Raw genomic sequence first — 22,460 nt, forward strand, 5'->3', positions numbered from 1 at the left:
GGGCGCGCTCACGCGTCGGGGCGGACCACTGCCTTGATCGGCATCGAGCCCGCTCCGGCCAGGGTGACGTTGCGGCCGGGACGGGGGGCGTGGATCATCGCGCCGTCGCCCACGTACATCCCGACGTGGGTCGCGTCGTCGAAGTAGATGATCAGGTCGCCCGGCCGCATGTCCTTGATCGCGACCTTCGGCAGCAGCCGCAGCTGCTCCTGCGACGTACGCGGGATGCTCTTGCCCGCCGCCCGCCAGGCCTGGGAGGTGAGGCCCGAGCAGTCGAACGAGGAGGGGCCCACGGCGCCCCACTCGTACGGCTTGCCCATCTGCGCCGTGGCGTACTGGACCGCCTTCTTCCCCGACTCCGACGCCGAGGCGTTGATCTCCTTCAGCACGCCGGTCGAGAGCCAGGCCGTCTGCGCCTTGTACTGCGCTTCCTGCTCCAGCTGTATCAGCCTGGCCTTCTCCTCGGCCTGCAGCTTGCTCTCCAGCGACTCCGCCGACTTGATCTTCTCCTCGATCTGCTTCTTCGAGGTCTCCTGCTTGATCCGGTTGGCTTCGAGCTTCTCCCACTGCGCGCTCGCGTCCTTCGCGTACTGCTGCAAGTCGCTCTGCGTGCGGTTCATTTCGGAGAGCAGGTCCGCGGTCGCCTTCTCGCCCTGGCGGATGCGGTCCGCCCCGTCGAGGAACTGGCTCGGGTCGTTGCTCAGGGCCAGCCGGGCGCCGGCCGGCATGCCGCCCGAGCGGTACTGGGCGCGCGCGGCGGCTCCCGCTCGGTTCTTCAGGGCGGTGATCCGGTCCTGACCGGCCACCACCTGCTTCGCGATCTCGACGATCTTGGCGGACTGCGCCTTGGCCTCGCTCTCCGCGAGGTTGTACGCGTCCGTCGCCGTGCCCGCCTGGCGGTACAGCTCGTCGATCTCCTTGCGCACCTGTTCGAGGGAGTTGGCGCCGGGCTCGGGCATCGGCGCCGCCTGGGCCACGCCCGTCATGGCCGACACCGCCAGCAGCGCCGTCGCACACAGCAGCGTGAGAGCGGACGCACCCCTCCGTCGCCTGCGCTCCACGGTCCCCATGGTCCCCCCAAGGTGCCCCGAGTCGGATCCCGTATCAGATCTGACTATTCATCAGTAACTTTGCCCTGCCTTCGGGATGGTGCCACGAGTGGGTGAATTCCAACACCCTCTCGGATGCCGTCCCGATCTTCGCTTCAGTCCCGGCTCCGGTCCCGGCTCCGCCCTCGGTCCGGACCCCGTCCAGTCCCCCACACCCGTCCCCGACGACTCAACGGGCCACCCCGGCAACCGGTTCCCCGCGCCGCCACATTCACCCCGCCGGGCGCAACGCCTCCCAGCGCACCGTCAGTTCCCCCTGCCGCCACCGCACCGGCCCGTCCGCCAGCGGCCAGTCCGCGGCCAGCGCCCGCGCCGTCCGGATCCAGCGCTGCCGTGCCCCGTACGAGGCGTAGGGGGCGGCCGCCGCCCACGCCCGGTCGAAGTCGCGCAGGAACGCGTGCACCGGTTCCCCCGGGACATTGCGGTGGATGAGCGCCTTCGGCAGCCGCTCCGCCAGGTCCGAGGGGCGCTCGAGGGAGCCCAGCCGGGTGGCGAACGTCACCGTGCGCGCCCCCTCGGGCCCGAGCGCCACCCACACGTGGCGCCGCCCGATCTCGTCACAGGTGCCCTCGACCAGCAGCCCGTCCGGGGCCAGCCGGGCGCACAGCCGCTCCCACACCGCCGCGACCTGGTCCTCGTCGTACTGGCGCAGTACGTTCGCCGCGCGGATCAGCGTCGGCCGGGCACCGCCCTCCAGCGGCACCTCGAACCCGCCGTGCCGGAAGCTCAGCCCCTCCCGCTCGTACGGCTTCGCCCCCGCGACCCGCGCCGGCTCGATCTCGATGCCGACCACCCGCACTCGCGGCGCCGCCTCCCGCAGCCGCGCCAGCAGCTCCACCGCCGTCCACGGCGCGGCCCCGTAGCCGAGGTCCACCGCGACCGGGTCCTGCGAGCGCCGCAGCACCGGCCCGTGCGTGGCCGCGATCCAGCGGTCCATCCGGCGCAGCCGGTTCGGGTTCGTCGTCCCGCGCGTCACCGTGCCCACGGGGCGGCGCGGGGGCGGGGCGGCGGAGCGGGAGGACATGCGCCGAGGGTAAGCGGAGCGCGCCCGCCGGATGAAAACGTCCCCGCGGCACGAAAGGGCGCCACCGCGCGAAAGGGTCCGACCTGACGGAAACCGCCCCCGGGCGGGCGTCCGACGCAAACGCCGGGGAAAAATGCTCGCTCCCCCGGAATGCGGGACACGGCCATCCGGGTTGCACTCCTTGAAGGGCGCCCCGTGCGCTCCTTCCGCCATGCCCTGTCCGTGTCCGTCCGAGTCCCGCCGGTGGGTCCGCCCGTCCCGCCGCGCGCCGTCCGAGTGTCGTCCGAGCGAGAGGAACTGCTCCCTTGAGCCAGTACGTGTCCCGCCTCGGCGGCAGCCTCGGCGGCCGCATCGCCGCCGCCCGCGGTACCCGCCACGACCCGCCGCGCCTGCGCCTGCCGGCCGTCGGCCACCACCGCAAGCCGCGCCGCGTCGCCATGCTCAGCGTGCACACCTCGCCGCTGCACCAGCCCGGCACCGGAGACGCCGGCGGTATGAACGTGTACATCGTGGAGCTGGCCAGGCGCCTCGCCGCGATCAACATCGAGGTCGAGATCTTCACCCGCGCCACCGAGGGCGGTCTGCCGTCCTCGGTCGAGCTGGCCCCCGGGGTCCTCGTACGGCACGTGGACGCGGGCCCGTACGAAGGCCTCGCCAAGGAGGAGCTCCCGGCCCAGCTGTGCGCCTTCACCCACGGCGTCATGCAGGCCTGGGCCGGCCACCGTCCCGGCTACTACGACCTCGTCCACTCCCACTACTGGCTCTCCGGCCACGTGGGCTGGCTCGCCGCCGAACGCTGGGGCGTCCCCCTCGTCCACGCCATGCACACCATGGCCAAGGTCAAGAACGCCGCGCTCGCCGCGGGCGACACGCCCGAGCCCGCCGCCCGCGTCATCGGCGAGACCCAGATCGTGGCCGCCGCCGACCGGCTCATCGCGAACACCACCGAAGAGGCCGACGAGCTCGTCCGCCACTACGAGGCCGACCCCGGCAAGGTGGCCGTCGTCCACCCGGGCGTGAACCTCGACCGCTTCACCGTCGGCGACGGCCGGGCCGCCGCCCGCGCCCGCCTCGGCCTGCCGCAGGACGCCGTCATCCCGCTCTTCGCGGGCCGCATCCAGCCCCTCAAGGCCCCCGACATCCTGCTGCGCGCGGTCGCCGAGCTCGTCGACCGCGACCCCTCGCTGCGCCGGCGCCTCTTCGTCCCCGTCGTCGGCGGGCCCAGCGGCAGCGGGCTCGCCAAGCCGGAGGGGCTGCAGAAGCTCGCCGCGAAGCTCGGCATCGCCGACATCGTCCACTTCCACCCGCCGGTCCGCCAGGACGCGCTCGCCGACTGGTTCCGGGCGGCGTCCGTGCTGGTCATGCCCTCGTACAACGAGTCCTTCGGGCTCGTCGCGATCGAGGCCCAGGCCACCGGCACCCCGGTGCTGGCCGCCGCGGTCGGCGGTCTGCCCGTCGCCGTCAACGACGGGGTGACGGGGATCCTCGTACCCGGACACGACCCGGTGGACTACGCCCGCGAGCTGCGGCGTTTCGTGGACGAACCGGGGCTCGCGGACCGGATGGGCGCCGAGGCCGCGCGGCACGCCCAGTTCTTCGGCTGGGACACGGCGGCGAGCGGCACGGCGGACGTGTACACCGCGGCGATGCATGATCACCGCCGTCGCGTACGCTCCCACCATGGCTGACACCGCCGCGATCATCGAGAGCACGCTGACCGAGGCCGGACTGGGCTGGGAGAGCCCCGAGCCCGGCTCGTACGTCGTCCAGCTCCCCGGCACCCGCAAGCTGTCCACGACCTGCTCGATCCGGGTCGGCCGGCACTCGCTGTCGGTGAACGCCTTCGTCATCCGCCACCCCGACGAGAACGAGGCGGGCGTCCACCGCTGGCTGCTGGAGCGCAACCTCAAGCTGTACGGGATGGCCTACGCGGTCGACGCGCTCGGCGACGTCTACCTGACGGCCCGGCTCCCGCTGTCCGTCGTCACCCCGGAGGACCTGGACCGGCTGCTCGGCACCGTCCTGGAGGCGGCGGACGGTTCGTTCAACACGCTGCTGGAGCTGGGCTTCGCGAGCGCGATCCGGCGCGAGTACGAGTGGCGGGTCTCGCGCGGCGAGCCGACGCGCAACCTGGACGCCTTCAAGCACCTGACGCAGCCGACGTCCTGAGCGCGGCCGGTCCTGCACGTACGAAGGCTCCGCGCGCGGAGCCTTCGTACGTACAGGACCGGGTCCGGTCCGGGACCGGACGCGGCCCCCTAGGCCTCGGCGACGGCCGGGGCGGCCAGGACGGCCGGAGCCGAAGCCGAGACCACCGATCCCGGCTCGCTCTCGGCCAGATTCCGCATCAGCAGCCAGTAACCCAGCGCCGCCACCGTGCCCAGCACGGCCACGGACGCCCAGAGCCAGCCGGCGCCCCACCGGTCGATCATGAAGCCGGCCATCAGCGGAGCCACCAGCGAGGCCACCGCCCAGGACATCGTGTACATGCCCTGGTAGCGGCCGCGCCCGTGCAGCGGGGAGAGCCGGGCGACCAGGCCCATCTGGGTCGGGGAGTTGACGATCTCGGCCAGCGTCCACACGCAGACCGTCAGACCCAGGCTCCACACCGACCCGGCGAAGGCCGTCAGCCCGAACCCGTACCCGGCCAGCAGCGCCGAGACCACCAGCAGCTTCTGCGGGTCGCCCTTCTCGATGAACCGGGTGACCGGCAGCTGCAGCAGCACGATCAGCACCCCGTTCACGGCGGCGACCAGGCCGTAGTCCGCGGCGGAGAACCCGCCCGTGCCCATCGCCAGCGGCAGCCCGAACGAGCCCTGCGTGAAGATCAGCGAGATCAGGAACGACAGCCCGACCACGCCCATGAAGCGCCCGTCCCGCAGCACCGTCCCGAGCCCGACCTCCGGTTCGGCCGCCGCCTGCTCCGCGGCGGTCCGCTCCGGCCGCGACTCCGGCAGCTTCGCGTACACGAGCACCGCGCAGACCAGCGTCAGCGCCGCCTCGCCGAGGAACCCGGCCAGGTAGCTGTACTCGGCGACGAAGCCCGCCACCGTCGCCGAGACGGCGAAGCCGAGGTTGATCGCCCAGTAGTTCAGCGCGAAGGCCCGGACCCGGTCCTGCGGCCGGACGATGTCCGCCATCATCGCCTGCACCGCCGGGCGCGAGGCGTTCGAGGTCATGCCGACCAGCAGAGCCACCGCCGCGATCGCCGCCGGGTGCTCCATGAAGCCGAGCAGTGCCACCGAGAACGCCGTCGAGGCCTGGGCCGCGAGCATTGTGGGACGCCGGCCGAGGCGGTCGGTCATCACGCCCGCGCCGAGCGAGGAGACGACCCCGCCGAGCCCGTGCAGGGCGACCACGAGCCCCGCGAAGGAGGCCGAATAGCCGCGGTCCACGGTCAGGTACAAGGTCATGAACGTGGCGACGAAGGCTCCGAGCCGGTTCACCAGGGTGCTGGTCCACAGCCACCAGAACTCGCGGGGCAGGCCGGCCACGCTCTCACGTGCCGCCCGTCTGAGACTGGCAACGGACATGACGGATTCCCCCCGGTGGTGTAAGTGGCTCTCCTGCTCACCGCACCCTACGGGTGGGGGTCGGCGAGAGCCACCGGATTGACGCGCACCGTCAATCCACGGCGTCGCCCACCGCCCCGTCCACGGCTCCGTCCACAGCCGTGGACACGCGCGCGAGCGCCCCCGCGCGTCCATTAGGCTCGTACGCATGGCCGACGCACCGTACAAGCTGATCCTCCTCCGCCACGGCGAGAGCGAGTGGAACGCGAAGAACCTGTTCACCGGCTGGGTGGACGTCAATCTCAACGAGAAGGGCGAGAAGGAGGCGGTCCGCGGCGGTGAGCTGCTCAAGGACGCCGGCCTGCTCCCCGACGTCGTGCACACCTCGCTCCAGAAGCGCGCGATCCGCACCGCGCAGATGGCGCTCGAGGCAGCCGACCGCCACTGGATCCCGGTCCACCGCTCCTGGCGCCTGAACGAGCGGCACTACGGTGCGCTCCAGGGCAAGGACAAGGCCCAGACGCTCGCCGAGTTTGGCGAGGAGCAGTTCATGCTGTGGCGCCGCTCGTACGACACCCCGCCGCCGGCCCTCGAGGACGGTACGGAGTTCTCCCAGTCCGAGGACCCGCGCTACGCGACGATCCCGCCGGAGCTGCGCCCGAAGACGGAGTGCCTGAAGGACGTCGTCGTCCGCATGCTCCCGTACTGGTACGACGGCATCGTCCCGGACCTCCTCGCGGGCCGCACCGTCCTGGTCGCCGCCCACGGCAACAGCCTGCGCGCGCTGGTCAAGCACCTGGACGGCATCTCCGACGCCGACATCGCGGGCCTGAACATCCCGACCGGCATCCCGCTCGCCTACGAGCTGGACGCCGAGTTCAAGCCCCTCAAGCCGGGCGGCACCTACCTCGACCCGGCCGCCGCGGCCGCCGCCATCGAGGCCGTCAAGAACCAGGGCAAGAAGTAGTACTGGCCCAAGAACAGGCCCTCCAGCTGCTGTTGTTCGGCAGGTGGGGGGCCTGTTGGCGTGTGGGGCGGGGGATCCGGCGGCGGGTCGGGGATCTTGGCCGCCCGGGTGGGCCAAGCGGTCACCTGCGCGGGTCAAGCATCCGGTTTCCGGGGTGCGGAGTGCGCGCGGCGAGGGTCCGATGGGCTCGCGGACCGACCGGTCCCGCACTTCCCTCGTCCTCCGCGAAAGCCTCGGCCCACCGCGGGGAAGGAACTCGCTCCGTGAACCAGAAGCCCGTTTCCCAGCGCTCCCGCGCCTCCCGCCGGGTGCTCCTCGCCTCGGCCCTCGCTGCCGTGGCCTTCTCCGGCCAGCTGCTCACCACGGCACCCGGGGCACTCGCGTACGACGGCCCCAAAGGCGGAGGCGACTGGCCGAGTTCCGACGGCCCCCACGGCGGGGGTGACAGGCCGGGCTCCGAGGGTTCCCACGACGGGGGTGACAGGCCGGGCTCGGGCTCCAAGGAGAAGGAGAAGAAGGAGCCGAAGGCGCCCGCCGTCATCCACGGCCTGCGGGACTTCACCGCGGACGGCTTCTTCACACCGCCCGAGGGCGTGACCTCGGTGCACGTCCAGGCCTGGGGAGCCGGTGGCGGCGGAGGCGGCGGGGGCGGCGGGGCGAGCGCACCGCTGGCGGGCAACGGGGGCCAGGGCGGTGGCGGCGGCGCCGGCGGGTTCACCTGGTGCGTCCTCAAGGTGAAGCCCGGCCAGAGCTACACCGTGGACGTGGGCTCCGGCGGCGCGGCCGGCGCCGAAGGTCCCGGGGGCGGGGCCGGCGGCAACAACGGACAGCCGGGCGGCACCGGCGGGAACGGCAGCCCGACGACGCTGACCTCCGCGGTCGGCATCCAGCTCAGCGCCAACGGCGGGGGCGGCGGGGGCGGCGGGGGCGGCGGCACGAGTACGACGGGCGCACCGGGTACGGGCGGCACCGGCGGTGACGGCACCTGCACCAGCCTCGACGTGACCAACCGCACCGGGGCGAACGGTCAGAGCGGCGCCCAGGGCGGCCTGGGCGGCGCCGCCGTCGACGGCATCGTGCAGCTGCCCGCGACGAACACGGGTGCGGGCGGCAACGGAGGTGGCGGCGGCGCCGGTGGCGGCGCCCCCTCCGGCGCCGCGGGCAGCCCCGGCGGCGTGGGCGGCGACGGCTACCTCGTCGTGTTCTGGTAGGTCAGGTCCGTGCAGAGAGAGGTCCCCTGTCCGCGGATCTCCGCGGGCAGGGGACCTCTCCTTGCTCTTGGTGCCGCTCTTGGTGCCGCTCCTGGTGCCGTGACGGCCGGGCCGCCGAGCCGGTGGGGCGGGGTCAGCCGCCGCACTGGCAGGGTGCGCCGGACTGGCAGCCGCAGCCGCAGCCCGAGCCGCAGCCGCAGGCCGCGAGCAGCGGGAGCCGCAGCGGCTCGGGCCGCGGCTGCTGCTCGTGCTCCGGGGTGATGGGGACGGGGGAATCGGGCATGGATCCTCCTCGCAGGCGGCGTGCGTGGCGTCGTACCGGTACGTCTCGTACGCAAGGCCTCTTACTGCCTTCGCCCTCATTCATGCCCAGCCGCACCGGCGCGTCAACGGCGCATTGGAGCAGAACGCCTCAGACGCCCTCGACCTGCGTGGGCGCCTGCAGCTCGTCGGCGTGCTCGCCCGTCACCAGGTAGACCACGCGCTTGGCCACCGACACCGCGTGGTCCGCGAAGCGCTCGTAGTAGCGGCCCAGCAGGGTCACGTCCACCGCGGTCTCGATGCCGTGCTTCCAGCGGTCGTCCATCAGGTGCTGGAACAGCGTGCGGTGCAGCTGGTCCATCTCGTCGTCGTCCTGCTCCAGCTGGAGGGCCAGGTCGACGTCCTTCGTGATGATGACCTCGGCCGCCTTCGCCATCAGGCGCTGCGCCAGCTGCCCCATCTCCAGGATGGTGGCGTGCAGGTCCCGCGGCACGGCGGTGTCGGGGAAGCGCAGCCGGGCCAGCTTCGCCACGTGCTGGGCCAGGTCGCCCGAGCGCTCCAGGTCCGCCGACATGCGCAGCGAGGTCACCACGATGCGCAGGTCGGTGGCGACCGGCTGCTGGCGGGCCAGCAGCGCGATGGCGCGGGCCTCCAGGTCGTGCTGGAGGTCGTCCACCTTCTGGTCGGCGGCGATGACGCTCTCGGCGAGCTTCAGGTCGGCGTCGAGCATGGACGTCGTGGCCCGCCCGATCGCGGACCCGACGAGCCGTGCCATCTCGACCAGGCCTTCCCCGATCGAGTCCAGTTCCTCGTGGTACGCGTCACGCATGGCTTGTCCCTCTCTTGCCTACTGCCTCTGCTGCCCGTGTGGGACGGGCCGGGGCGGCCTCGTGCCCCCACGTTGACACGGTGGGGCGCGAACGCGTCCGACTCCGGCATCACAAGTGAATCAACCCCGTCGCCACGGTGAACTCTGGGCGACGACTGTTCGAGGTGCCACCCGAACGGCTGTGGAAGTGCCGTCGGGCCTGCTTAACCTTGAGTCATGGACGTGAACGCGGCGGTCGCCGCAGCTGCAGCGATCGCCGGTCTTTGCACCGGTGTGATCGCGATGCTGGCGTTCCGCTGGAGCGAGCGCGACCAAGCCCGCCCCACCCGGAGCTCCATGCGCCCCGACATCAACGCGGTGCTCCCGCCCGGTGTGGACACCGTCCTCTCCGTGCTCCGCTCCTCCGCCGTCGTCCTCGACGAGGGCGACGCGGTGGTCAAGGCCAGCTCGGCGGCGTACGCCCTCGGACTGGTACGCGGCGGCAAACTGGCCGTCGAGCCCATGCTCCACATGGCCCGCGACACCCGTCGCGACGGGGAAATACGCCAGGTCGAGCTCGACCTGCCCCGGCGCGGCACCGGCCGCGGCGAGGCCCTCGCGGTCTCGGCGCGCGTGGCCCCGCTGGGCTCCCGGCTGGTCCTGCTCCTGGTCGAGGACCTCACCGAGGCCCGCCGCATCGAGGCCGTGCGGCGCGACTTCGTCGCGAACGTGTCGCACGAGCTGAAGACGCCGGTCGGAGCCATCTCCCTGCTGTCCGAGGCCGTCATGGACGCCTCGGACGACCCCGAGGCGGTCAGCCGCTTCGCCGGCCGCATGCAGATCGAAGCCACCCGCCTGATCAACCTCGTACAGGAGCTCATCGACCTCTCCCGGGTGCAGAACGACGACCCGCTCGAGGACGCGGAGCCCGTACGGGTGGACACGCTGGTGGCGGAGGCCATCGACCGCTGCCGCCACACGGCCTCCTCCAAGCACATCACCATGGCCGCGGGCGGCACGGCCGACCTGCGCGTCTGGGGCAACCGGGGGCAGCTCGCGGCCGCCCTCGGGAACCTGGTCGAGAACGCCGTCAACTACAGCCCCGCCCGCACCCGCGTCGGCATCGCCGGACGCAGGGTCGCGGCACCTGGGGGAGACTTGATCGAGATCGCCGTGACCGACCAGGGCATCGGCATCCCGGAAAAGGACCGCGAGCGCATCTTCGAGCGCTTCTACCGCGTGGACCCGGCCCGGTCCCGCGCCACGGGTGGAACCGGCCTCGGCCTTGCGATCGTGAAGCACGTAGCGGCCTCACACGGCGGGGAGGTGTCCGTATGGAGCTCGGAGGGTCAGGGCTCCACGTTCACCCTGCGCCTGCCGGAAGCAGCTGCTCCGGCACCCGCGACCGCCCCGGCCGCGGAGTCCCCCGCGCCCAGCCACCCCACGCCTGCCTGAACCACGCTTCTCCACGAACCAAGCCAGCCATTCCTGCCCCGGAGGTCCTTCCGTGACCCGAGTGCTCGTCGTCGAGGATGAGGAATCCTTCAGCGACGCCCTGTCCTACATGCTCCGCAAGGAGGGCTTCGAGGTCGCCATCGCCGCGACCGGGCCCGACGGGCTCGACGAGTTCGAGCGCAACGGCGCCGACCTCGTCCTCCTCGACCTGATGCTCCCCGGCCTGCCCGGCACGGAGGTCTGCCGGCAGCTGCGCGGCCGCTCCAACGTGCCCGTCATCATGGTCACGGCCAAGGACAGCGAGATCGACAAGGTCGTCGGGCTGGAGATAGGAGCCGACGACTACGTCACCAAGCCCTTCTCCTCGCGGGAGCTGGTCGCCCGCATCCGCGCGGTCCTGCGCCGCCGCGGCGAGCCGGAGGAGGTCACCCCGGCCGCGCTGGAGGCCGGCCCGGTACGGATGGACGTCGACCGCCACGTGGTCACCGTCGCCGGAGCCAAGGTGGACCTCCCGCTGAAGGAGTTCGACCTGCTGGAGATGCTGCTGCGCAACGCGGGCCGCGTGCTGACCCGCATGCAGCTGATCGACCGGGTCTGGGGCGCCGACTACGTGGGCGACACCAAGACGCTGGACGTCCACGTCAAGCGCCTGCGCGCCAAGATCGAGCCCGACCCGGGCGCGCCGCGCTACCTGGTCACGGTCCGCGGCCTGGGCTACAAGTTCGAGCCGTAAACCGCGGGCGCGCGGCTCGGCAAGAGGAGCCGCACACACGAAAGGGCCCCGTCCGCTCCGGCGGACGGGGCCCTTCGTACGTGGCGGCGCGGGCTCAGTGGCCGGCGCTGTGCGACGGGGAACCCGACGGGGCGCCCGAGGCCGCGCCGGACGGGGTGCCGGAAGCGGCGCCCGAGGGGGTCGTGGCCGGGGAGCCGGAGGGGCTGCCCGAGGGGGCGGCCGAGGCGCTGCCCGACGGCGTGGCGCCGGGGGCGGCGATCGGGGCCTCGGTGGGGCCGAAGGGCGCGTACATGCCGGTGCCCGGGACGACGAAGGCGGCGATCGGCACGTCACCCGCGTTGCTCAGCTGGAAGACGAGCTCCTGCGCGTTGCCCTTCTGCACGGCCTCCCCGCCCTCGATCACGGCGGAGGCGTTGCCCTTGCCGCCCAGGACGATCGAGCCGTTGGCCGGCACGGTGACCTTGGACGCGCCCTCGGCGGGCTTCAGCACGACCTTGCTCTTGCCACCCACGAGGGTGATGGCGTCAAGGGTCTGCGGCTTGATGCCGGTGTTGAAGAGCGTCGCGGAGACGGCGGCCGGGCCCTTCCCCTCCTTCTCGCCCTGGGTGATCACCAGTGCGTTCTGGATCTTGATGTTGCCCTTGGTGACAGCGGCGTTGTCCGGCTTGATCTGGAGGGTTTCCGCGTCTTGGCCTGCACCGCAAGCGGCCAGCGAGGCGATCGAGAACACGACGGCGGTGGCGGCGAGGGCGCCGCGTCGAAGGCTGCGGCTCACGGCGGCGGCATCTCCTTGGACGTACGGAACGGAAGGGTGGGCAGTCTCGGAGCGGCCGAGGTAAAGCCGCCCTAAGGGTGTGTCAGCGCGCTTAGGTTACCGAGCCGCCGCCTCGCCCCCGCACCCGACCCTCCGCAGCGCACGGGCCGCCATGCGCCGGCCCCGCGATCTTGCATTCCGCCGCGGTTCGCGCCGCTCTTCCCCCGGCCCTTCCGCCCGGCACTTCCCGTGCCGTTCATCTGCCGATCATGTGCCGCCCGCATATCGCCCGCCGGGCCCACGGTGATCAATTCCGGGATTCCTTCGAACGGCCCCCGGTGATCAATTCCGGATTGGGCCTGAACCGCCCCGTACGGGTGGTCGCCAGTCGAACGGAGTAGTTCGGTTTCCCGGCTTCGAAACCGGCAAAACGGGACGTACGTCACACTGCTGCGACCGGCGCGCGGGTGTAGCGTGGCCGTTTCGCCCGGTCCGCACAGCGCCTCCGACCTGCGAATACCCCCCTCCGGAAGCTCTTCGCAGCACGTTCGTGTCGCTGTTGTCAAGCCCCGAGATGTGCCCTGACCTGCGAAAACGCCATTCATAACAGTCAGTTCTCGTGTTACCCTGGATAGCCACGGAAGGGGTACCTGTCACATGACGTTCAAGGTTGGCGACACCGTGGTCTATCCCCATCACGGGGCCGCGCTGATCGAGGCCATCGAAACTCGCCAGATCAAAGGCGTGGACAAGACCTACTTGGTGCTCAAGGTCGCCCAGGGCGACCTGACGGTTCGTGTGCCTGCGGACAATGCGGAGTTCGTCGGCGTTCGCGACGTAGTCGGCCAGGACGGGCTGGACCGGGTCTTCGAGGTGCTTCGTGCACCGTATGCCGAAGAGCCGACGAACTGGTCCCGGCGCTACAAGGCAAATCTGGAGAAGCTCGCTTCTGGCGATGTCATCAAGGTCGCCGAAGTGGTGCGTGACCTGTGGCGTCGTGAGCGTGAGCGCGGGCTTTCCGCGGGCGAGAAGCGCATGCTCGCGAAGGCGCGCCAGATCCTGGTGAGCGAGCTCGCGCTCGCGGAGAACACCAACGAGGACAAGGCCGAGGCCCTCCTCGACGAGGTTCTCGCGTCCTGACGCGGGAAAACCTTCACACAGTTGTGCCGCGGTGCCCGATGACATGCCCTCTCCTCCACGAGAGGGCTGTTGCCGGGCGCTGCGGCATGTCTGTACCCACACCTTTGCTGCACTTTTTCCACCGGCGTGCCGGGTCCTGACAGCCTGCTCGACCGGTCGTCACGGAAGGGGCGAGGGCGTCGCACCCGGCACCCTTCAGGCCATACCCATGTCGGCCGAAGTCACAAACCTGGCTCGGAGCTACTGATGTCTGACGAATCGCGCCCCCACCGCACCGCCGCGGTGATCCCGGCCGCCGGCCGCGGGGTACGCCTCGGCCCCGGCGCCCCCAAGGCCCTGCGGGCCATCGGCGGCACCCCCATGCTCATCCACGCCGTCCGCGCGATGGCCCGCTCCCGGGCCGTGTCCCTCGTGGTGGTCGTGGCCCCGTCCGACGGCGCCGCCGAGGTGCGCCGGCTCGTCGACGAGCACACGCTGCCCGACCGGACCGAGATCCTGGTCGTCCCCGGCGGCGAGACCCGCCAGGAATCCGTGAGCGCAGGCCTCGCCGCGCTCCCCGCGGACGTCACCTCCGTCCTCATCCACGACGCGGCCCGCCCGCTCGTCCCCGTGGACACCGTCGACTCCGTCGTCGAGGCCGTGCGCGAAGGCTCTCCCGCCGTCGTACCGGCCCTGCCGCTGGCCGACACCGTCAAGGAGGTGGAGCCCGGCGGGCCCGGCGAGCCCGAGCCGGTCGTCGCCACCCCCGAGCGGGCCCGGCTGCGCGCCGTACAGACCCCGCAGGGCTTCGACCTCGCGACCCTCGTACGGGCGCACGAGGCCATCGCCGTCAACGGCGAGGGCGCCACGGACGACGCCGGAATGGTGGAACGGCTCGGCATCACCGTCATGGTGGTCCCCGGCCACGAAGAGGCCTTCAAGGTCACCCGCCCGCTCGACCTGGTCCTCGCCGAGGCCGTACTCGCCCGCAGGAGGGCCACCGATGCCTACTAGCCCCGCCGCTTCCGCCGCCCCGCTGATCCCGCTCGTCGGGATCGGCACCGACGTGCACGCCTTCGAGACCGGGCGCGAGCTCTGGTGCGCCGGGCTGCTCTGGGAGGGGGAGGACGGCCTCGCCGGGCACTCCGACGGCGACGTCGCCGCCCACGCGGCCTGCGACGCCCTCTTCTCCGCGGCCGGAGTCGGCGACCTCGGCGCGCACTTCGGCACCTCACGCCCCGAGTGGTCCGGCGCCGCCGGCGTCACCCTGCTGGCGGAGGCCGCCCGCATCGTCCGCGCCGAGGGCTTCGAGATCGGCAACATCGCCGTCCAGGTGATCGGCGTGCGCCCGAAGATCGGCAAGCGGCGCGAAGAGGCGCAGAAGACGCTCTCCGCGGCGGCCGGAGCCCCCGTCTCCGTCTCCGGCACCACCACCGACGGCCTCGGCCTCACCGGCCGGGCCGAAGGCCTCGCCGCCATCGCCACCGCACTGGTGTACCGGACGAATTCGTAGCCCCGGGGGCACCGACTCCACAACAAAGCTTCCCCGCGCCCCCGAAAGGGTCGCGGGGCACTACCACAGGCCCACTACCCTGGATGCCGTGACTATTCGCCTGTACGACACCAGCGCCCGGCAGATCCGCGATTTCGTCCCGCTCACGCCGGGCTGCGTCTCGATCTACCTCTGTGGCGCCACCGTGCAGGCGGCCCCGCACATCGGGCACGTCCGCTCCTACCTGAACTTCGACATCATGCGCCGCTGGTTCGCGTACCGCGGTCTCGACGTCACCTTCATCCGCAACGTCACCGACATCGACGACAAGATCATCACGAAGGCCGAGGACCAGGGCCGCCCGTGGTGGTCCATCGGCTACGAGAACGAGCGCGCCTTCAACGACGGCTACGACGCGCTGGGCTGCCTCCCGCCCACGTACGAGCCGCGCGCCACCGGCCACGTGCCCGAGATGATCGAGATGATGCGCGGGCTCATCGAGCGCGGCCACGCGTACGAGGCCGACGGCAGCGTCTACTTCGACGTGCGCTCGTTCCCCGGCTACCTGGAGCTGTCCAACCAGGACATCGACGACCTGCGCCAGCCGTCGGAGCAGGGCATCACCGGCAAGCGCGACCCCCGCGACTTCGCCATGTGGAAGGCCACCAAGCCCGGCGAGCCCGACTGGGAGACCCCGTGGGGCCGCGGCCGTCCCGGCTGGCACCTCGAATGCTCCGCGATGGCGCACAAGTACCTCGGCAGCGCCTTCGACATCCACGGCGGCGGACTCGACCTGATCTTCCCGCACCACGAGAACGAGATCGCCCAGGCCAAGGCCTTCGGCGACGAGTTCGCGCAGTACTGGGTGCACAACGCCTGGGTCACCATGTCCGGCGAGAAGATGTCGAAGTCCCTGGGCAACTCGGTGCTCGTCTCCGAGATGGTCAAGGCCTGGCGCCCGATCGTCCTGCGCTACTACCTCGGCACCCCGCACTACCGCTCGATGATCGAGTACAGCGAGGAGTCGCTGCGCGAGGCCGAGTCCGCGTTCGCGCGGATCGAGGGCTTCTACCAGCGCGTCATCGAGAAGGCCGGCAAGACGGTCGAGCCTGCCGCCGAGGTCCCGCCCGCCTTCGCCGACGCCATGGACGACGACCTGGGCGTGCCGCAGGCGCTGGCCATCGTCCACACCACGGTCCGCCAGGGCAACAGCGCCCTCGCTGCCGACGACAAGGACGCCGCCATCGCCCGGCTGGCAGAGGTGCGCGCCATGCTCGGCGTCCTCGGCCTGGACCCCCTCGACCCGCACTGGGCCGGTGAGTCCGACCGCGGCGAGGACCTGCACGGCGCCGTCGACACGCTCGTGCGCCTCGTCCTGGAGCAGCGCGAGTCCGCCCGCGCCCGCAAGGACTGGGCGACCGCCGACGCCATCCGCGACCAGCTCCAGCAGTCGGGCCTGGTCATCGAGGACGGCCCCACGGGACCGCGCTGGTCGCTCGGCCCGCGCTGAGGCGCCGCCGCCCGGAGCAGTCCGACTGTGCCGCCCGGCCTCCCGGGCGGCACACTCTTCATACGTACATATCGCAGCATCAACGAAAACAGGTAGAGGTCATGGCCGGGAACAGCCAGCGCAGGAACCGCCGCACGTCCAACAAGAAGGGCGCCACGGTCGGCAGCGGTGGCCAGCGGCGCAAGGGCCTCGAAGGCAAGGGCCCCACGCCCAAGGCCGAGGACCGCAAGAAGCACAAGGCCAACCGCATCAGCAACGCCATGGCCCGGCAGGCCGCCAAGCGCCGTCCGGCCCCGCGCCGCGGCGGGCCCAAGGGCACCAGCGAGATGGTCGTCGGCCGCAACCCGGTCTTCGAGGCCCTGCGCGACGGCGTCCCCGCCACCACCCTCTACGTGCAGCAGTTCATCGACAACGACGAGCGCGTCCGCGAGGCCCTCCAGCTCGCCGGCGAGCGCGGCAACATCAACCTGATGGAAGCCCCGCGCCCCGAGCTCGACCGCATGACCAACGGGCTCAACCACCAGGGCCTGGTCCTCCAGGTCCCGCCGTACGAGTACGCGCACCCGGAGGACCTCACCTCCGCCGCGTACGACGAGGGCGACGACCCGCTGATCGTCGCCCTCGACGGGGTCACCGACCCCCGCAACCTCGGCGCGATCGTCCGCTCCGTCTCCGCCTTCGGCGGCCACGGCGTGGTCATCCCCGAGCGCCGCGCCGCCGGCATGACCGCCGGTGCCTGGAAGAGCTCGGCCGGCACCGCGGCCCGCACCCCGGTCTCCCGCGTCACCAACCTGACCCGCGCCCTCCAGGACTTCAAGAAGGCCGGCATCGCCATCGTCGGCCTCGCCGCCGAGGGCACGCACGAGGTGCAGGACCTGGAGGCGCTCGGCGGTCCCGTCGTCATCGTCGTCGGTTCCGAGGGCAAGGGCCTCGGCCGCCTCGTCGGCGAGAACTGCGACTACCTCGTCCGCATCCCGATGCCGGGTGGCGCCGAGTCGCTCAACGCCGGTGTCGCCGCGGGCGTCGTGCTCTACGAGGCGGCCCGCCGCCGGGCCACGCGCGGCCGCGTCTGACCCCCGGGCGGCCCCGCCGCCTTGATCCACTTGGCTCATGGAACGTGACCCGTGAGCGTGCCACCCCGCCCGTTTCGGGCGGGGTGGCTTGATCTTGACGGGTCTCGGACACATCCCTGCTGTCAAGGCAGTGTCCTAAACACTGATCACTCGGTTAGATGAGTGTGGACACCAGAACGTCAGGGTTCGACGACCAGCCCGCGCTGAGCATGGTCAAGGTGCCGTGCGATCCCGCACAGGTCATCGTCAACCACGCCAGCTTCCGCGTGCGGCTCGCACCGAGCCCGAGCGCGCGTTCCAAGCCCGCGAACGCCCCCGGCCGCGTGCCCGTCCTCGGCGGCGCCGTGGTCGCCGCCGCTGCCGGCGCCGGCCGCCGCCGGGCCCCCGTCGTCTGGAGCGGCAAGTCCGCACCCGGCGACACCGCAGCCATGGGCGGACTCCTCCAGGCCGTACGCGAACACGGGCGCGGACACGGCGGCTTCGACGACGGGGACGGCGGCGCCACCCAGACCATCCCCCGCGTCGACCTCGCCCACGACCTGGCCGAGGACACGCTGGCCACGCCGACCGTCATCGGCCAGCGCACGTACGGGGACCCGGACGAGACCCGTCCGCTGGCCGCCGTACGCGACCTGCCGTACGACCCCCGGTACGGCGGACCGTACGACGGCCTCGACGGCGGGCCCGGCACCGAATCCCGCCGCGCCCCCTCCGACACCCGCGGCCAGGCCTCGTACTACCCCGGCCGCCGGATGAACCTCGGCGTCGTGCTGCTCCCGCTGCGCGTCTTCCTCGGCTTCATCTGCATCTACGCCGGCATGGGCAAGCTGTGCGACCCCGTCTACTTCGACGGCGGCGAACGCGGCTCCATGGTCACGTGGCTGCGCACCCTGCACCCCTGGGCGCTCGCCGAACCCCTGCGCGACTTCGCGCTCGCCCACCCCGTCGGGGCCGGGCTCAGCGTGGCCTTCCTCCAGGTCATCGTCGGCGTGCTGACCGTCCTGGGCCTGTGGCAGCGGTTCGCCGCCTGCATCGGCGCCCTGCTGTCCGCCGCGCTGCTGATGACGGTGAGCTGGAAGACCGTCCCCGCGTACGACGCCCCCGACATCATCTACCTGGCCGCCTGGAGCCCGCTGATCATCGCCGGCGCCCCCGTCTACTCCCTCGACGGGCGCCTCGCCGGCGAGGCCTGGCGCACCCTCGGGCCGCGCTCCGAGATCTGGCGGCTGCGCCGGCGCGTCCTGCGCCGCGGAACCATCATGGCCACCGTCGTCTGCGGACTCACCCTGCTCATCGGCTCGCTCCTCGGCGGCGCCGTCCGCTCCACCACCGTGGTCACCGTCCCCGGACCCGGCGAGGCCCCCAGCAACTACCTGCCGGGCTCCCCGCTCCCGCAGCCCCCGGCCGGCAAGCAGCAGCCGCGGCAGCAGCAGTCCGCCACCCAGCAGCCCTCCAAGGCGGCCGAGCCCAGCGCCAGCGCGTCGGCGCCCGCCGCCAAGTCCGGCCGCGGCTCCACCGGTGCCACCGCCAAGGCGACCGCCGGCACCGGCTCGCAGTCGCCGACGGCGACCCGCGGCTCCGGCAGCGGGCAGAAGACGGGCAGCTCGCCCAAGCAGTCCACCCCGAAGCCGCCGTCCTCCAGCTCCGGCAGCGGAGGAAGCGGCAGCGGCGGCGGGGATACGGCCCCGAAGAAGCCCGGACTGGTCGGAGGCCTCCTCGGCTGACGACGGAACGCGGAGGGGCCCGGCGCGCACACGGCGTGCCGGGCCCCTCCGCGTGTTCCGCCGGGCCCCTCTCCGGTTCCGTACGGCGCCGCCGCGCGGGGCCTCAGGAGCCGCTCTGGGCGGCCAACTCCCGCGCCGCCTCGGTGAGGTCCTTCGCCGTGTCGATGGCCCGCCAGTAGGCCCCCTGCGGCAACGGGAAGCCCGCCAGCCGCCGCTCCCGGGCCAGCCGCGGGAACGTCGTACGCTCGTGGTCGCCCAAGTCCGGCAGCAGCGCCGCGAATTCGGGGCCGAAGACGTACACGCCCGCGTTGATCAGGTACGGCGACGGCGGCGACTCGATGAAGTCCAGCACCTGGCCGAACTCGTTGGTCTCCACCGCCCCCCACGGGATCCGCGGCCGGGCCAGCGCCAGCGTCGCCGTCGCCCCGCGCTCGGCGTGGAACTCCGCCATCTCGCGCAGCGAGAACCGCGTCCAGATGTCCCCGTTCGTCGCGTACCAGGGCCGCTCCGGGTACGGCAGGTGACGGGCCGCGTACTTCAGCCCGCCGCCGCGCCCCAGCGGCTCCTCCTCCACCACCGTGGTCACCCGCAGCGGCAGGTCCGCCTCGGCCAGCCAGTCCTGGAGCACCTCCGCGAGATGCCCGCACGACACCACGGCGTCCGTCACGCCCTCGGCCGCCAGCCAGGCCAGCTGGTGCCCGATGATCGGCACCCCGGTCCCCGGGATCTCCACCATCGGCTTCGGCCGGTCGTCCGTATACGGACGCAGCCGCGAACCCTGGCCGCCCGCCAGGACCACCGCCTGAACGGGCGCCTGGACGAGGGAGGCCGGGTACGCGGCCGCGGAAACGGAGGAGCGGGACACGGGGGGTGCGTCGGTCATGGCCGTCAGGGTAGAGGCCCCGGCGCGGGGGAGAACGGCGACGCCCGTAAGCCGTCAGCCCATCGAGGCGACGCCGGTCGCGTACGCGGTGTCACAGACGGGGCGCGCGAAGGACTGGGCCTTCGTCGGGCCGTACACGTCCACGGCGGCGCGGCCCAGTGCCCGCGCGATCCCCACGCAGTGCTCGGCCAGCGACGGGCGCCGGTCCACTTCCTGCTGGAGGTGGGTCAGTACGTCGCCCGGCGCCTCGCCCTGCTGGAGCTCGCCCAGCAGCTTGTCGCGCAGCACGTCCTGCGCGGCGCGCGGCTTCGCGGGGACGGACACGTCCTCGGCGGAGGCGGTCAGGATCTGGGAGGGCGTGTTGTCCGCCCAGGGGACCATGGTGACCGCGAGGGTCCCGGACAGGACCAGGACGACGGGCAGGACCAGGGCGAGGGAACGGCCGATACGGCGGGCAGAGTGGGTCACGAGGGCGAGAGTAGCGCTCGGTGAAGATTTGGCGACATTTAGTCACCCGGTCGGGGGATTGTTCGACGTGGCTTTTCGAATTAAGGGTTGACGGGTGGGGCCGAATGGCCCGGTCTGCCCCGGATGACGGTCAGGGGCGCTCCCCGGAAGGAACGCCCCTGACCGTACTCGCTCTTGGGTCAGCCGGAGAGCCGCTCGCCCGACGAGGTCGAGAAGACGTGGATCTCGTCGGCCCGCGGCACCACGTGCAGCGTCGAGCCCTTCTCGGGCACCTGGCGGCCGCCCACGCGCACGACGATGTCCTGCGCGCCCTCGGCGTCGGTGGTGCGGCCGTAGACGTAGCCGTCGGCGCCGAGCTCCTCGACGACGTTGACGGTGATCGTCAGGCCGCCCTCGGTGCCGATGTCGAAGTGCTCGGGGCGCACGCCGACCGTGACGGTGCGGTCGCCCGCGTCCGCGGCGGCGGACAGCGCCTCGCGCGACACCGGGACCACGCTGTCGCCGAACTTCACGCCGCCGTCGGCGATCGGGACCTCGACCAGGTTCATGGCCGGGGAGCCGATGAAGCCGGCGACGAAGAGGTTGGCCGGGCGGTCGTACATGTTGCGCGGGGTGTCGACCTGCTGGAGCAGACCGTCCTTGAGGACCGCGACGCGGTCGCCCATCGTCATGGCCTCGACCTGGTCGTGGGTGACGTAGACGGTGGTGATCCCGAGGTCGCGCTGGAGCGCGGCGATCTGGGTACGGGTGGACACGCGCAGCTTGGCGTCGAGGTTCGACAGCGGCTCGTCCATGAGGAACACCTGCGGCTTGCGCACGATGGCGCGGCCCATGGCGACGCGCTGGCGCTGGCCGCCGGAGAGCGCCTTCGGCTTGCGGTCGAGGTACTGGGTGAGGTCGAGCATCTTCGCCGCGTCCTCGACCTTCCTGCGGATGGTCGCCTTGTCCTCGCCGGCGATCTTGAGCGCGAAGCCCATGTTGTCGGCGACGGTCATGTGCGGGTAGAGCGCGTAGTTCTGGAACACCATCGCGATGTCCCGGTCCTTGGGCGGCAGGTGCGTGACGTCGCGGTCGCCGATGCGGATGGCGCCGCCGTTGACGTCCTCCAGGCCGGCGAGCATGCGCAGCGAGGTGGACTTGCCGCAGCCGGAGGGGCCGACGAGGACGAGGAACTCGCCGTCCTCGATGTGCAGCTCCAGCTCGTCGACGGCGGGCTTGTCGCCGCCGGGGTACAGCCGGGTCGCCTTGTCGAAGGTGACAGAAGCCATGGTGGTGAATCCCTTCTACCGGCAGGAACGTGCCGGACGATCCGAGTGGAAGGTCTAGTCCAGTAAGGAGGACTCCGCCCGACGCTACCCGTCGTACCCCGTCCCTGTCAGTACCCGCAGCCCCGTGACTTCCGCCTCTCCCGGACCCGTCCGCCGACCACCCGAGGGCGGCACAACGTGATGGCCCGGGGGATCGGCCGCTGTGTAAAGTGAGGGCGGTTACGCCTCCTTAGCTCAGTCCGGCCAGAGCAACGCACTTGTAATGCGTAGGTCGTCGGTTCGAATCCGACAGGGGGCTCCGCCGACGGCCCGGCCCGGATCTCCTCCGAGCCGGGCTTTCGCGTTTCGGCGGATCCTGCCCGCAGTCCGCCCTGACCGTGCCCTCACCCCCCCTCCCGAGGAAACGCGCATGACCGTGCACACGGCGATGCCGCTCGACGGAGCGCTCCCCGCCCCCGAACGGGTCTGGTACGCCTCGTACGCGTCCAACATGCACATGGACCGCCTTGCCGCGTACATCGCGGGAGGCACGCCCGTCGGCGCCGGGCGGACGTATCCGGGCTGCCGGGACCGGCGGGCGCCGGAGCGGTCCCTCGCGGTGGAGTTGGCCGGCCGCCTCTACTTCGCGACCGAGTCCCCCGTGTGGACGGGAGGACGCGGGTTCTACGACCCGACCGCCCCGGGCCGTGTGCGCGGACGCGCGCACCTGGTCACCGTCGGCCAGATGTCCGACATCGCCGCACAGGAGATGTACGAGGAGCCCGGGGCCGACCTCGACCTGACGACGGTTCTCCGGGAGGGCCGCCACGAGGTCGGGCCGGGACGGTACGAGACCCTGATCTGCCCGGGCACGATCGAGGGAATCCCCGTGCTGACCTTCACTGCGCCGTGGACGCTCCAGGACGTGGACGTGCTCATGCCGTCCGCGGCGTACCTGCGGTACCTGGCCGGCGGACTCCTGGAATCGGGCCCCTGGGAGGAGCGGGACATCGCCGACTACCTGGCCTCCTGCCCGGGCGCCGCGGGCAACTGGACGGCCCGGCAGGTGCTGGGGCTGCTCACCGCCGGCACCGGCCGGTGACGACGGGC

General features: G+C 72.1%; 22 protein-coding genes and 1 tRNA gene. 14 read left to right on the forward strand and 9 right to left on the reverse strand.

What is annotated here, in order from left to right:
• Positions 1-8 precede the first annotated feature (8 nt).
• Entirely contained in the window at positions 9-1,070 is a 1,062-nt protein-coding gene (locus tag ACFY1T_RS23985) for an NlpC/P60 family protein (RefSeq protein WP_390789981.1), read from the reverse strand.
• Positions 1,071-1,320: 250 nt separating this feature from the next.
• Positions 1,321-2,133 carry a class I SAM-dependent methyltransferase gene (locus tag ACFY1T_RS23990; RefSeq protein WP_199813614.1) on the reverse strand — a complete coding sequence of 271 codons (813 nt, stop codon included), beginning with the start codon at positions 2,131-2,133 and terminating at the stop codon, positions 1,321-1,323.
• A gap of 305 nt (positions 2,134-2,438) precedes the next feature.
• On the opposite strand from ACFY1T_RS23990, the gene mshA reads away from it, so the two are divergent.
• On the forward strand, positions 2,439-3,821 hold the full coding sequence (gene mshA / locus ACFY1T_RS23995) for a D-inositol-3-phosphate glycosyltransferase (protein WP_390789982.1): 1,383 nt from the start codon (positions 2,439-2,441) through the stop codon (positions 3,819-3,821).
• Positions 3,814-4,302 carry a YbjN domain-containing protein gene (locus tag ACFY1T_RS24000; protein ID WP_384714526.1) on the forward strand — a complete coding sequence of 163 codons (489 nt, stop codon included), beginning with the start codon at positions 3,814-3,816 and terminating at the stop codon, positions 4,300-4,302. The genes mshA and ACFY1T_RS24000 overlap by 8 nt, the downstream gene beginning before the upstream one ends.
• Positions 4,303-4,391: 89 nt before the next feature.
• Here ACFY1T_RS24000 and ACFY1T_RS24005 read toward each other — a convergent pair whose 3' ends face one another.
• Positions 4,392-5,666, reverse strand: coding sequence for an MDR family MFS transporter (locus tag ACFY1T_RS24005; protein WP_390789983.1), 1,275 nt, complete (start codon positions 5,664-5,666; stop codon positions 4,392-4,394).
• 187 nt (positions 5,667-5,853) lie between these two features.
• Here ACFY1T_RS24005 and ACFY1T_RS24010 point away from each other — a divergent pair, with 187 nt between their 5' ends.
• Positions 5,854-6,612, forward strand: a complete 759-nt coding sequence (locus ACFY1T_RS24010; protein WP_030858623.1) for a phosphoglyceromutase — start codon at positions 5,854-5,856, stop codon at positions 6,610-6,612.
• A gap of 263 nt (positions 6,613-6,875) precedes the next feature.
• Positions 6,876-7,823, forward strand: a complete 948-nt coding sequence (locus ACFY1T_RS24015; RefSeq protein ID WP_390789984.1) for a hypothetical protein — start codon at positions 6,876-6,878, stop codon at positions 7,821-7,823.
• Between the two features lie 133 nt (positions 7,824-7,956).
• Here ACFY1T_RS24015 and ACFY1T_RS24020 read toward each other — a convergent pair whose 3' ends face one another.
• Complete coding sequence (locus ACFY1T_RS24020) at positions 7,957-8,106, reverse strand: hypothetical protein (RefSeq protein ID WP_199813613.1); 150 nt, start codon at positions 8,104-8,106, stop codon at positions 7,957-7,959.
• 129 nt (positions 8,107-8,235) lie between these two features.
• On the reverse strand, positions 8,236-8,913 hold the full coding sequence (phoU, locus tag ACFY1T_RS24025; RefSeq protein ID WP_030858619.1) for a phosphate signaling complex protein PhoU: 678 nt from the start codon (positions 8,911-8,913) through the stop codon (positions 8,236-8,238).
• 216 nt (positions 8,914-9,129) lie between these two features.
• Between phoU and ACFY1T_RS24030 the strand changes: the two genes are divergently transcribed.
• Positions 9,130-10,347, forward strand: coding sequence for a sensor histidine kinase (locus tag ACFY1T_RS24030; protein ID WP_390789985.1), 1,218 nt, complete (start codon positions 9,130-9,132; stop codon positions 10,345-10,347).
• Between the two features lie 52 nt (positions 10,348-10,399).
• A complete protein-coding gene (locus tag ACFY1T_RS24035; protein ID WP_007265514.1) occupies positions 10,400-11,080 on the forward strand; it encodes a response regulator transcription factor in 681 nt (226 codons plus the stop codon).
• Between the two features lie 94 nt (positions 11,081-11,174).
• Here ACFY1T_RS24035 and ACFY1T_RS24040 read toward each other — a convergent pair whose 3' ends face one another.
• On the reverse strand, positions 11,175-11,855 hold the full coding sequence (locus tag ACFY1T_RS24040) for a DUF461 domain-containing protein (protein ID WP_390789986.1): 681 nt from the start codon (positions 11,853-11,855) through the stop codon (positions 11,175-11,177).
• A gap of 636 nt (positions 11,856-12,491) precedes the next feature.
• Here ACFY1T_RS24040 and ACFY1T_RS24045 point away from each other — a divergent pair.
• The 6 genes from ACFY1T_RS24045 (at position 12,492) to ACFY1T_RS24070 (ending at position 18,752) form a co-directional block, all read left to right on the forward strand.
• Positions 12,492-12,974, forward strand: coding sequence for a CarD family transcriptional regulator (locus tag ACFY1T_RS24045; protein ID WP_003953493.1), 483 nt, complete (start codon positions 12,492-12,494; stop codon positions 12,972-12,974).
• A 246-nt stretch (positions 12,975-13,220) separates the two neighbouring features.
• Positions 13,221-13,967, forward strand: coding sequence for a 2-C-methyl-D-erythritol 4-phosphate cytidylyltransferase (gene ispD / locus ACFY1T_RS24050; protein WP_390789987.1), 747 nt, complete (start codon positions 13,221-13,223; stop codon positions 13,965-13,967).
• Positions 13,957-14,466: a 2-C-methyl-D-erythritol 2,4-cyclodiphosphate synthase gene (gene ispF / locus ACFY1T_RS24055; protein WP_030858608.1), complete on the forward strand. Its 510-nt coding sequence runs from the start codon at positions 13,957-13,959 to the stop codon at positions 14,464-14,466. Before ispD ends, ispF begins: the two co-directional genes overlap by 11 nt.
• A gap of 88 nt (positions 14,467-14,554) precedes the next feature.
• Positions 14,555-15,955, forward strand: a complete 1,401-nt coding sequence (cysS, locus tag ACFY1T_RS24060; protein WP_390789988.1) for a cysteine--tRNA ligase — start codon at positions 14,555-14,557, stop codon at positions 15,953-15,955.
• A gap of 101 nt (positions 15,956-16,056) precedes the next feature.
• Positions 16,057-17,028 carry a 23S rRNA (guanosine(2251)-2'-O)-methyltransferase RlmB gene (gene rlmB / locus ACFY1T_RS24065; protein WP_030300786.1) on the forward strand — a complete coding sequence of 324 codons (972 nt, stop codon included), beginning with the start codon at positions 16,057-16,059 and terminating at the stop codon, positions 17,026-17,028.
• 158 nt (positions 17,029-17,186) lie between these two features.
• On the forward strand, positions 17,187-18,752 hold the full coding sequence (locus tag ACFY1T_RS24070) for a DoxX family protein (protein WP_390789989.1): 1,566 nt from the start codon (positions 17,187-17,189) through the stop codon (positions 18,750-18,752).
• A gap of 103 nt (positions 18,753-18,855) precedes the next feature.
• Here ACFY1T_RS24070 and ACFY1T_RS24075 read toward each other — a convergent pair whose 3' ends face one another.
• From ACFY1T_RS24075 to ACFY1T_RS24085, 3 genes are all read right to left on the reverse strand, one after another.
• Positions 18,856-19,635: an NDP-sugar synthase gene (locus ACFY1T_RS24075; RefSeq protein ID WP_390789990.1), complete on the reverse strand. Its 780-nt coding sequence runs from the start codon at positions 19,633-19,635 to the stop codon at positions 18,856-18,858.
• A 54-nt stretch (positions 19,636-19,689) separates the two neighbouring features.
• Complete coding sequence (locus ACFY1T_RS24080; RefSeq protein WP_390789991.1) at positions 19,690-20,103, reverse strand: hypothetical protein; 414 nt, start codon at positions 20,101-20,103, stop codon at positions 19,690-19,692.
• Between the two features lie 179 nt (positions 20,104-20,282).
• Positions 20,283-21,371, reverse strand: coding sequence for an ABC transporter ATP-binding protein (locus tag ACFY1T_RS24085; RefSeq protein WP_030858599.1), 1,089 nt, complete (start codon positions 21,369-21,371; stop codon positions 20,283-20,285).
• Positions 21,372-21,594: 223 nt separating this feature from the next.
• Between ACFY1T_RS24085 and ACFY1T_RS24090 the strand changes: the two genes are divergently transcribed.
• Together ACFY1T_RS24090 and ACFY1T_RS24095 are read left to right on the forward strand one after the other, a co-directional pair.
• A tRNA-Thr gene (locus ACFY1T_RS24090) sits at positions 21,595-21,669 on the forward strand.
• Positions 21,670-21,780: 111 nt separating this feature from the next.
• Complete coding sequence (locus ACFY1T_RS24095; protein WP_390789992.1) at positions 21,781-22,452, forward strand: histone deacetylase; 672 nt, start codon at positions 21,781-21,783, stop codon at positions 22,450-22,452.
• The last annotated feature ends 8 nt before the right edge of the window (positions 22,453-22,460 follow it).

The organism is Streptomyces sp. NPDC001194, from assembly GCF_042896985.1.
GTDB lineage: Bacteria > Actinomycetota > Actinomycetes > Streptomycetales > Streptomycetaceae > Streptomyces.

What these genes read in the sequence shown, in the direction of transcription:
- ACFY1T_RS24070 (WP_390789989.1), top strand. Translation starts at nt 17,187, where the DNA reads ATGAGTGTGGACACCAGAACGTCAGGGTTCGACGACCAGCCCGCGCTG.
- ispF (WP_030858608.1), top strand. Translation starts at nt 13,957, where the DNA reads ATGCCTACTAGCCCCGCCGCTTCCGCCGCCCCGCTGATCCCGCTCGTC.
- ACFY1T_RS24000 (WP_384714526.1), top strand. Translation starts at nt 3,814, where the DNA reads ATGGCTGACACCGCCGCGATCATCGAGAGCACGCTGACCGAGGCCGGA.
- ACFY1T_RS24005 (WP_390789983.1), bottom strand. Translation starts at nt 5,666, where the DNA reads ATGTCCGTTGCCAGTCTCAGACGGGCGGCACGTGAGAGCGTGGCCGGC.
- ACFY1T_RS24020 (WP_199813613.1), bottom strand. Translation starts at nt 8,106, where the DNA reads ATGCCCGATTCCCCCGTCCCCATCACCCCGGAGCACGAGCAGCAGCCG.
- ACFY1T_RS24095 (WP_390789992.1), top strand. Translation starts at nt 21,781, where the DNA reads ATGACCGTGCACACGGCGATGCCGCTCGACGGAGCGCTCCCCGCCCCC.
- phoU (WP_030858619.1), bottom strand. Translation starts at nt 8,913, where the DNA reads ATGCGTGACGCGTACCACGAGGAACTGGACTCGATCGGGGAAGGCCTG.
- ACFY1T_RS23985 (WP_390789981.1), bottom strand. Translation starts at nt 1,070, where the DNA reads ATGGGGACCGTGGAGCGCAGGCGACGGAGGGGTGCGTCCGCTCTCACG.
- ACFY1T_RS24075 (WP_390789990.1), bottom strand. Translation starts at nt 19,635, where the DNA reads ATGACCGACGCACCCCCCGTGTCCCGCTCCTCCGTTTCCGCGGCCGCG.
- rlmB (WP_030300786.1), top strand. Translation starts at nt 16,057, where the DNA reads ATGGCCGGGAACAGCCAGCGCAGGAACCGCCGCACGTCCAACAAGAAG.
- ACFY1T_RS24045 (WP_003953493.1), top strand. Translation starts at nt 12,492, where the DNA reads ATGACGTTCAAGGTTGGCGACACCGTGGTCTATCCCCATCACGGGGCC.
- ispD (WP_390789987.1), top strand. Translation starts at nt 13,221, where the DNA reads ATGTCTGACGAATCGCGCCCCCACCGCACCGCCGCGGTGATCCCGGCC.
- ACFY1T_RS24085 (WP_030858599.1), bottom strand. Translation starts at nt 21,371, where the DNA reads ATGGCTTCTGTCACCTTCGACAAGGCGACCCGGCTGTACCCCGGCGGC.
- ACFY1T_RS24010 (WP_030858623.1), top strand. Translation starts at nt 5,854, where the DNA reads ATGGCCGACGCACCGTACAAGCTGATCCTCCTCCGCCACGGCGAGAGC.
- ACFY1T_RS23990 (WP_199813614.1), bottom strand. Translation starts at nt 2,133, where the DNA reads ATGTCCTCCCGCTCCGCCGCCCCGCCCCCGCGCCGCCCCGTGGGCACG.
- ACFY1T_RS24030 (WP_390789985.1), top strand. Translation starts at nt 9,130, where the DNA reads ATGGACGTGAACGCGGCGGTCGCCGCAGCTGCAGCGATCGCCGGTCTT.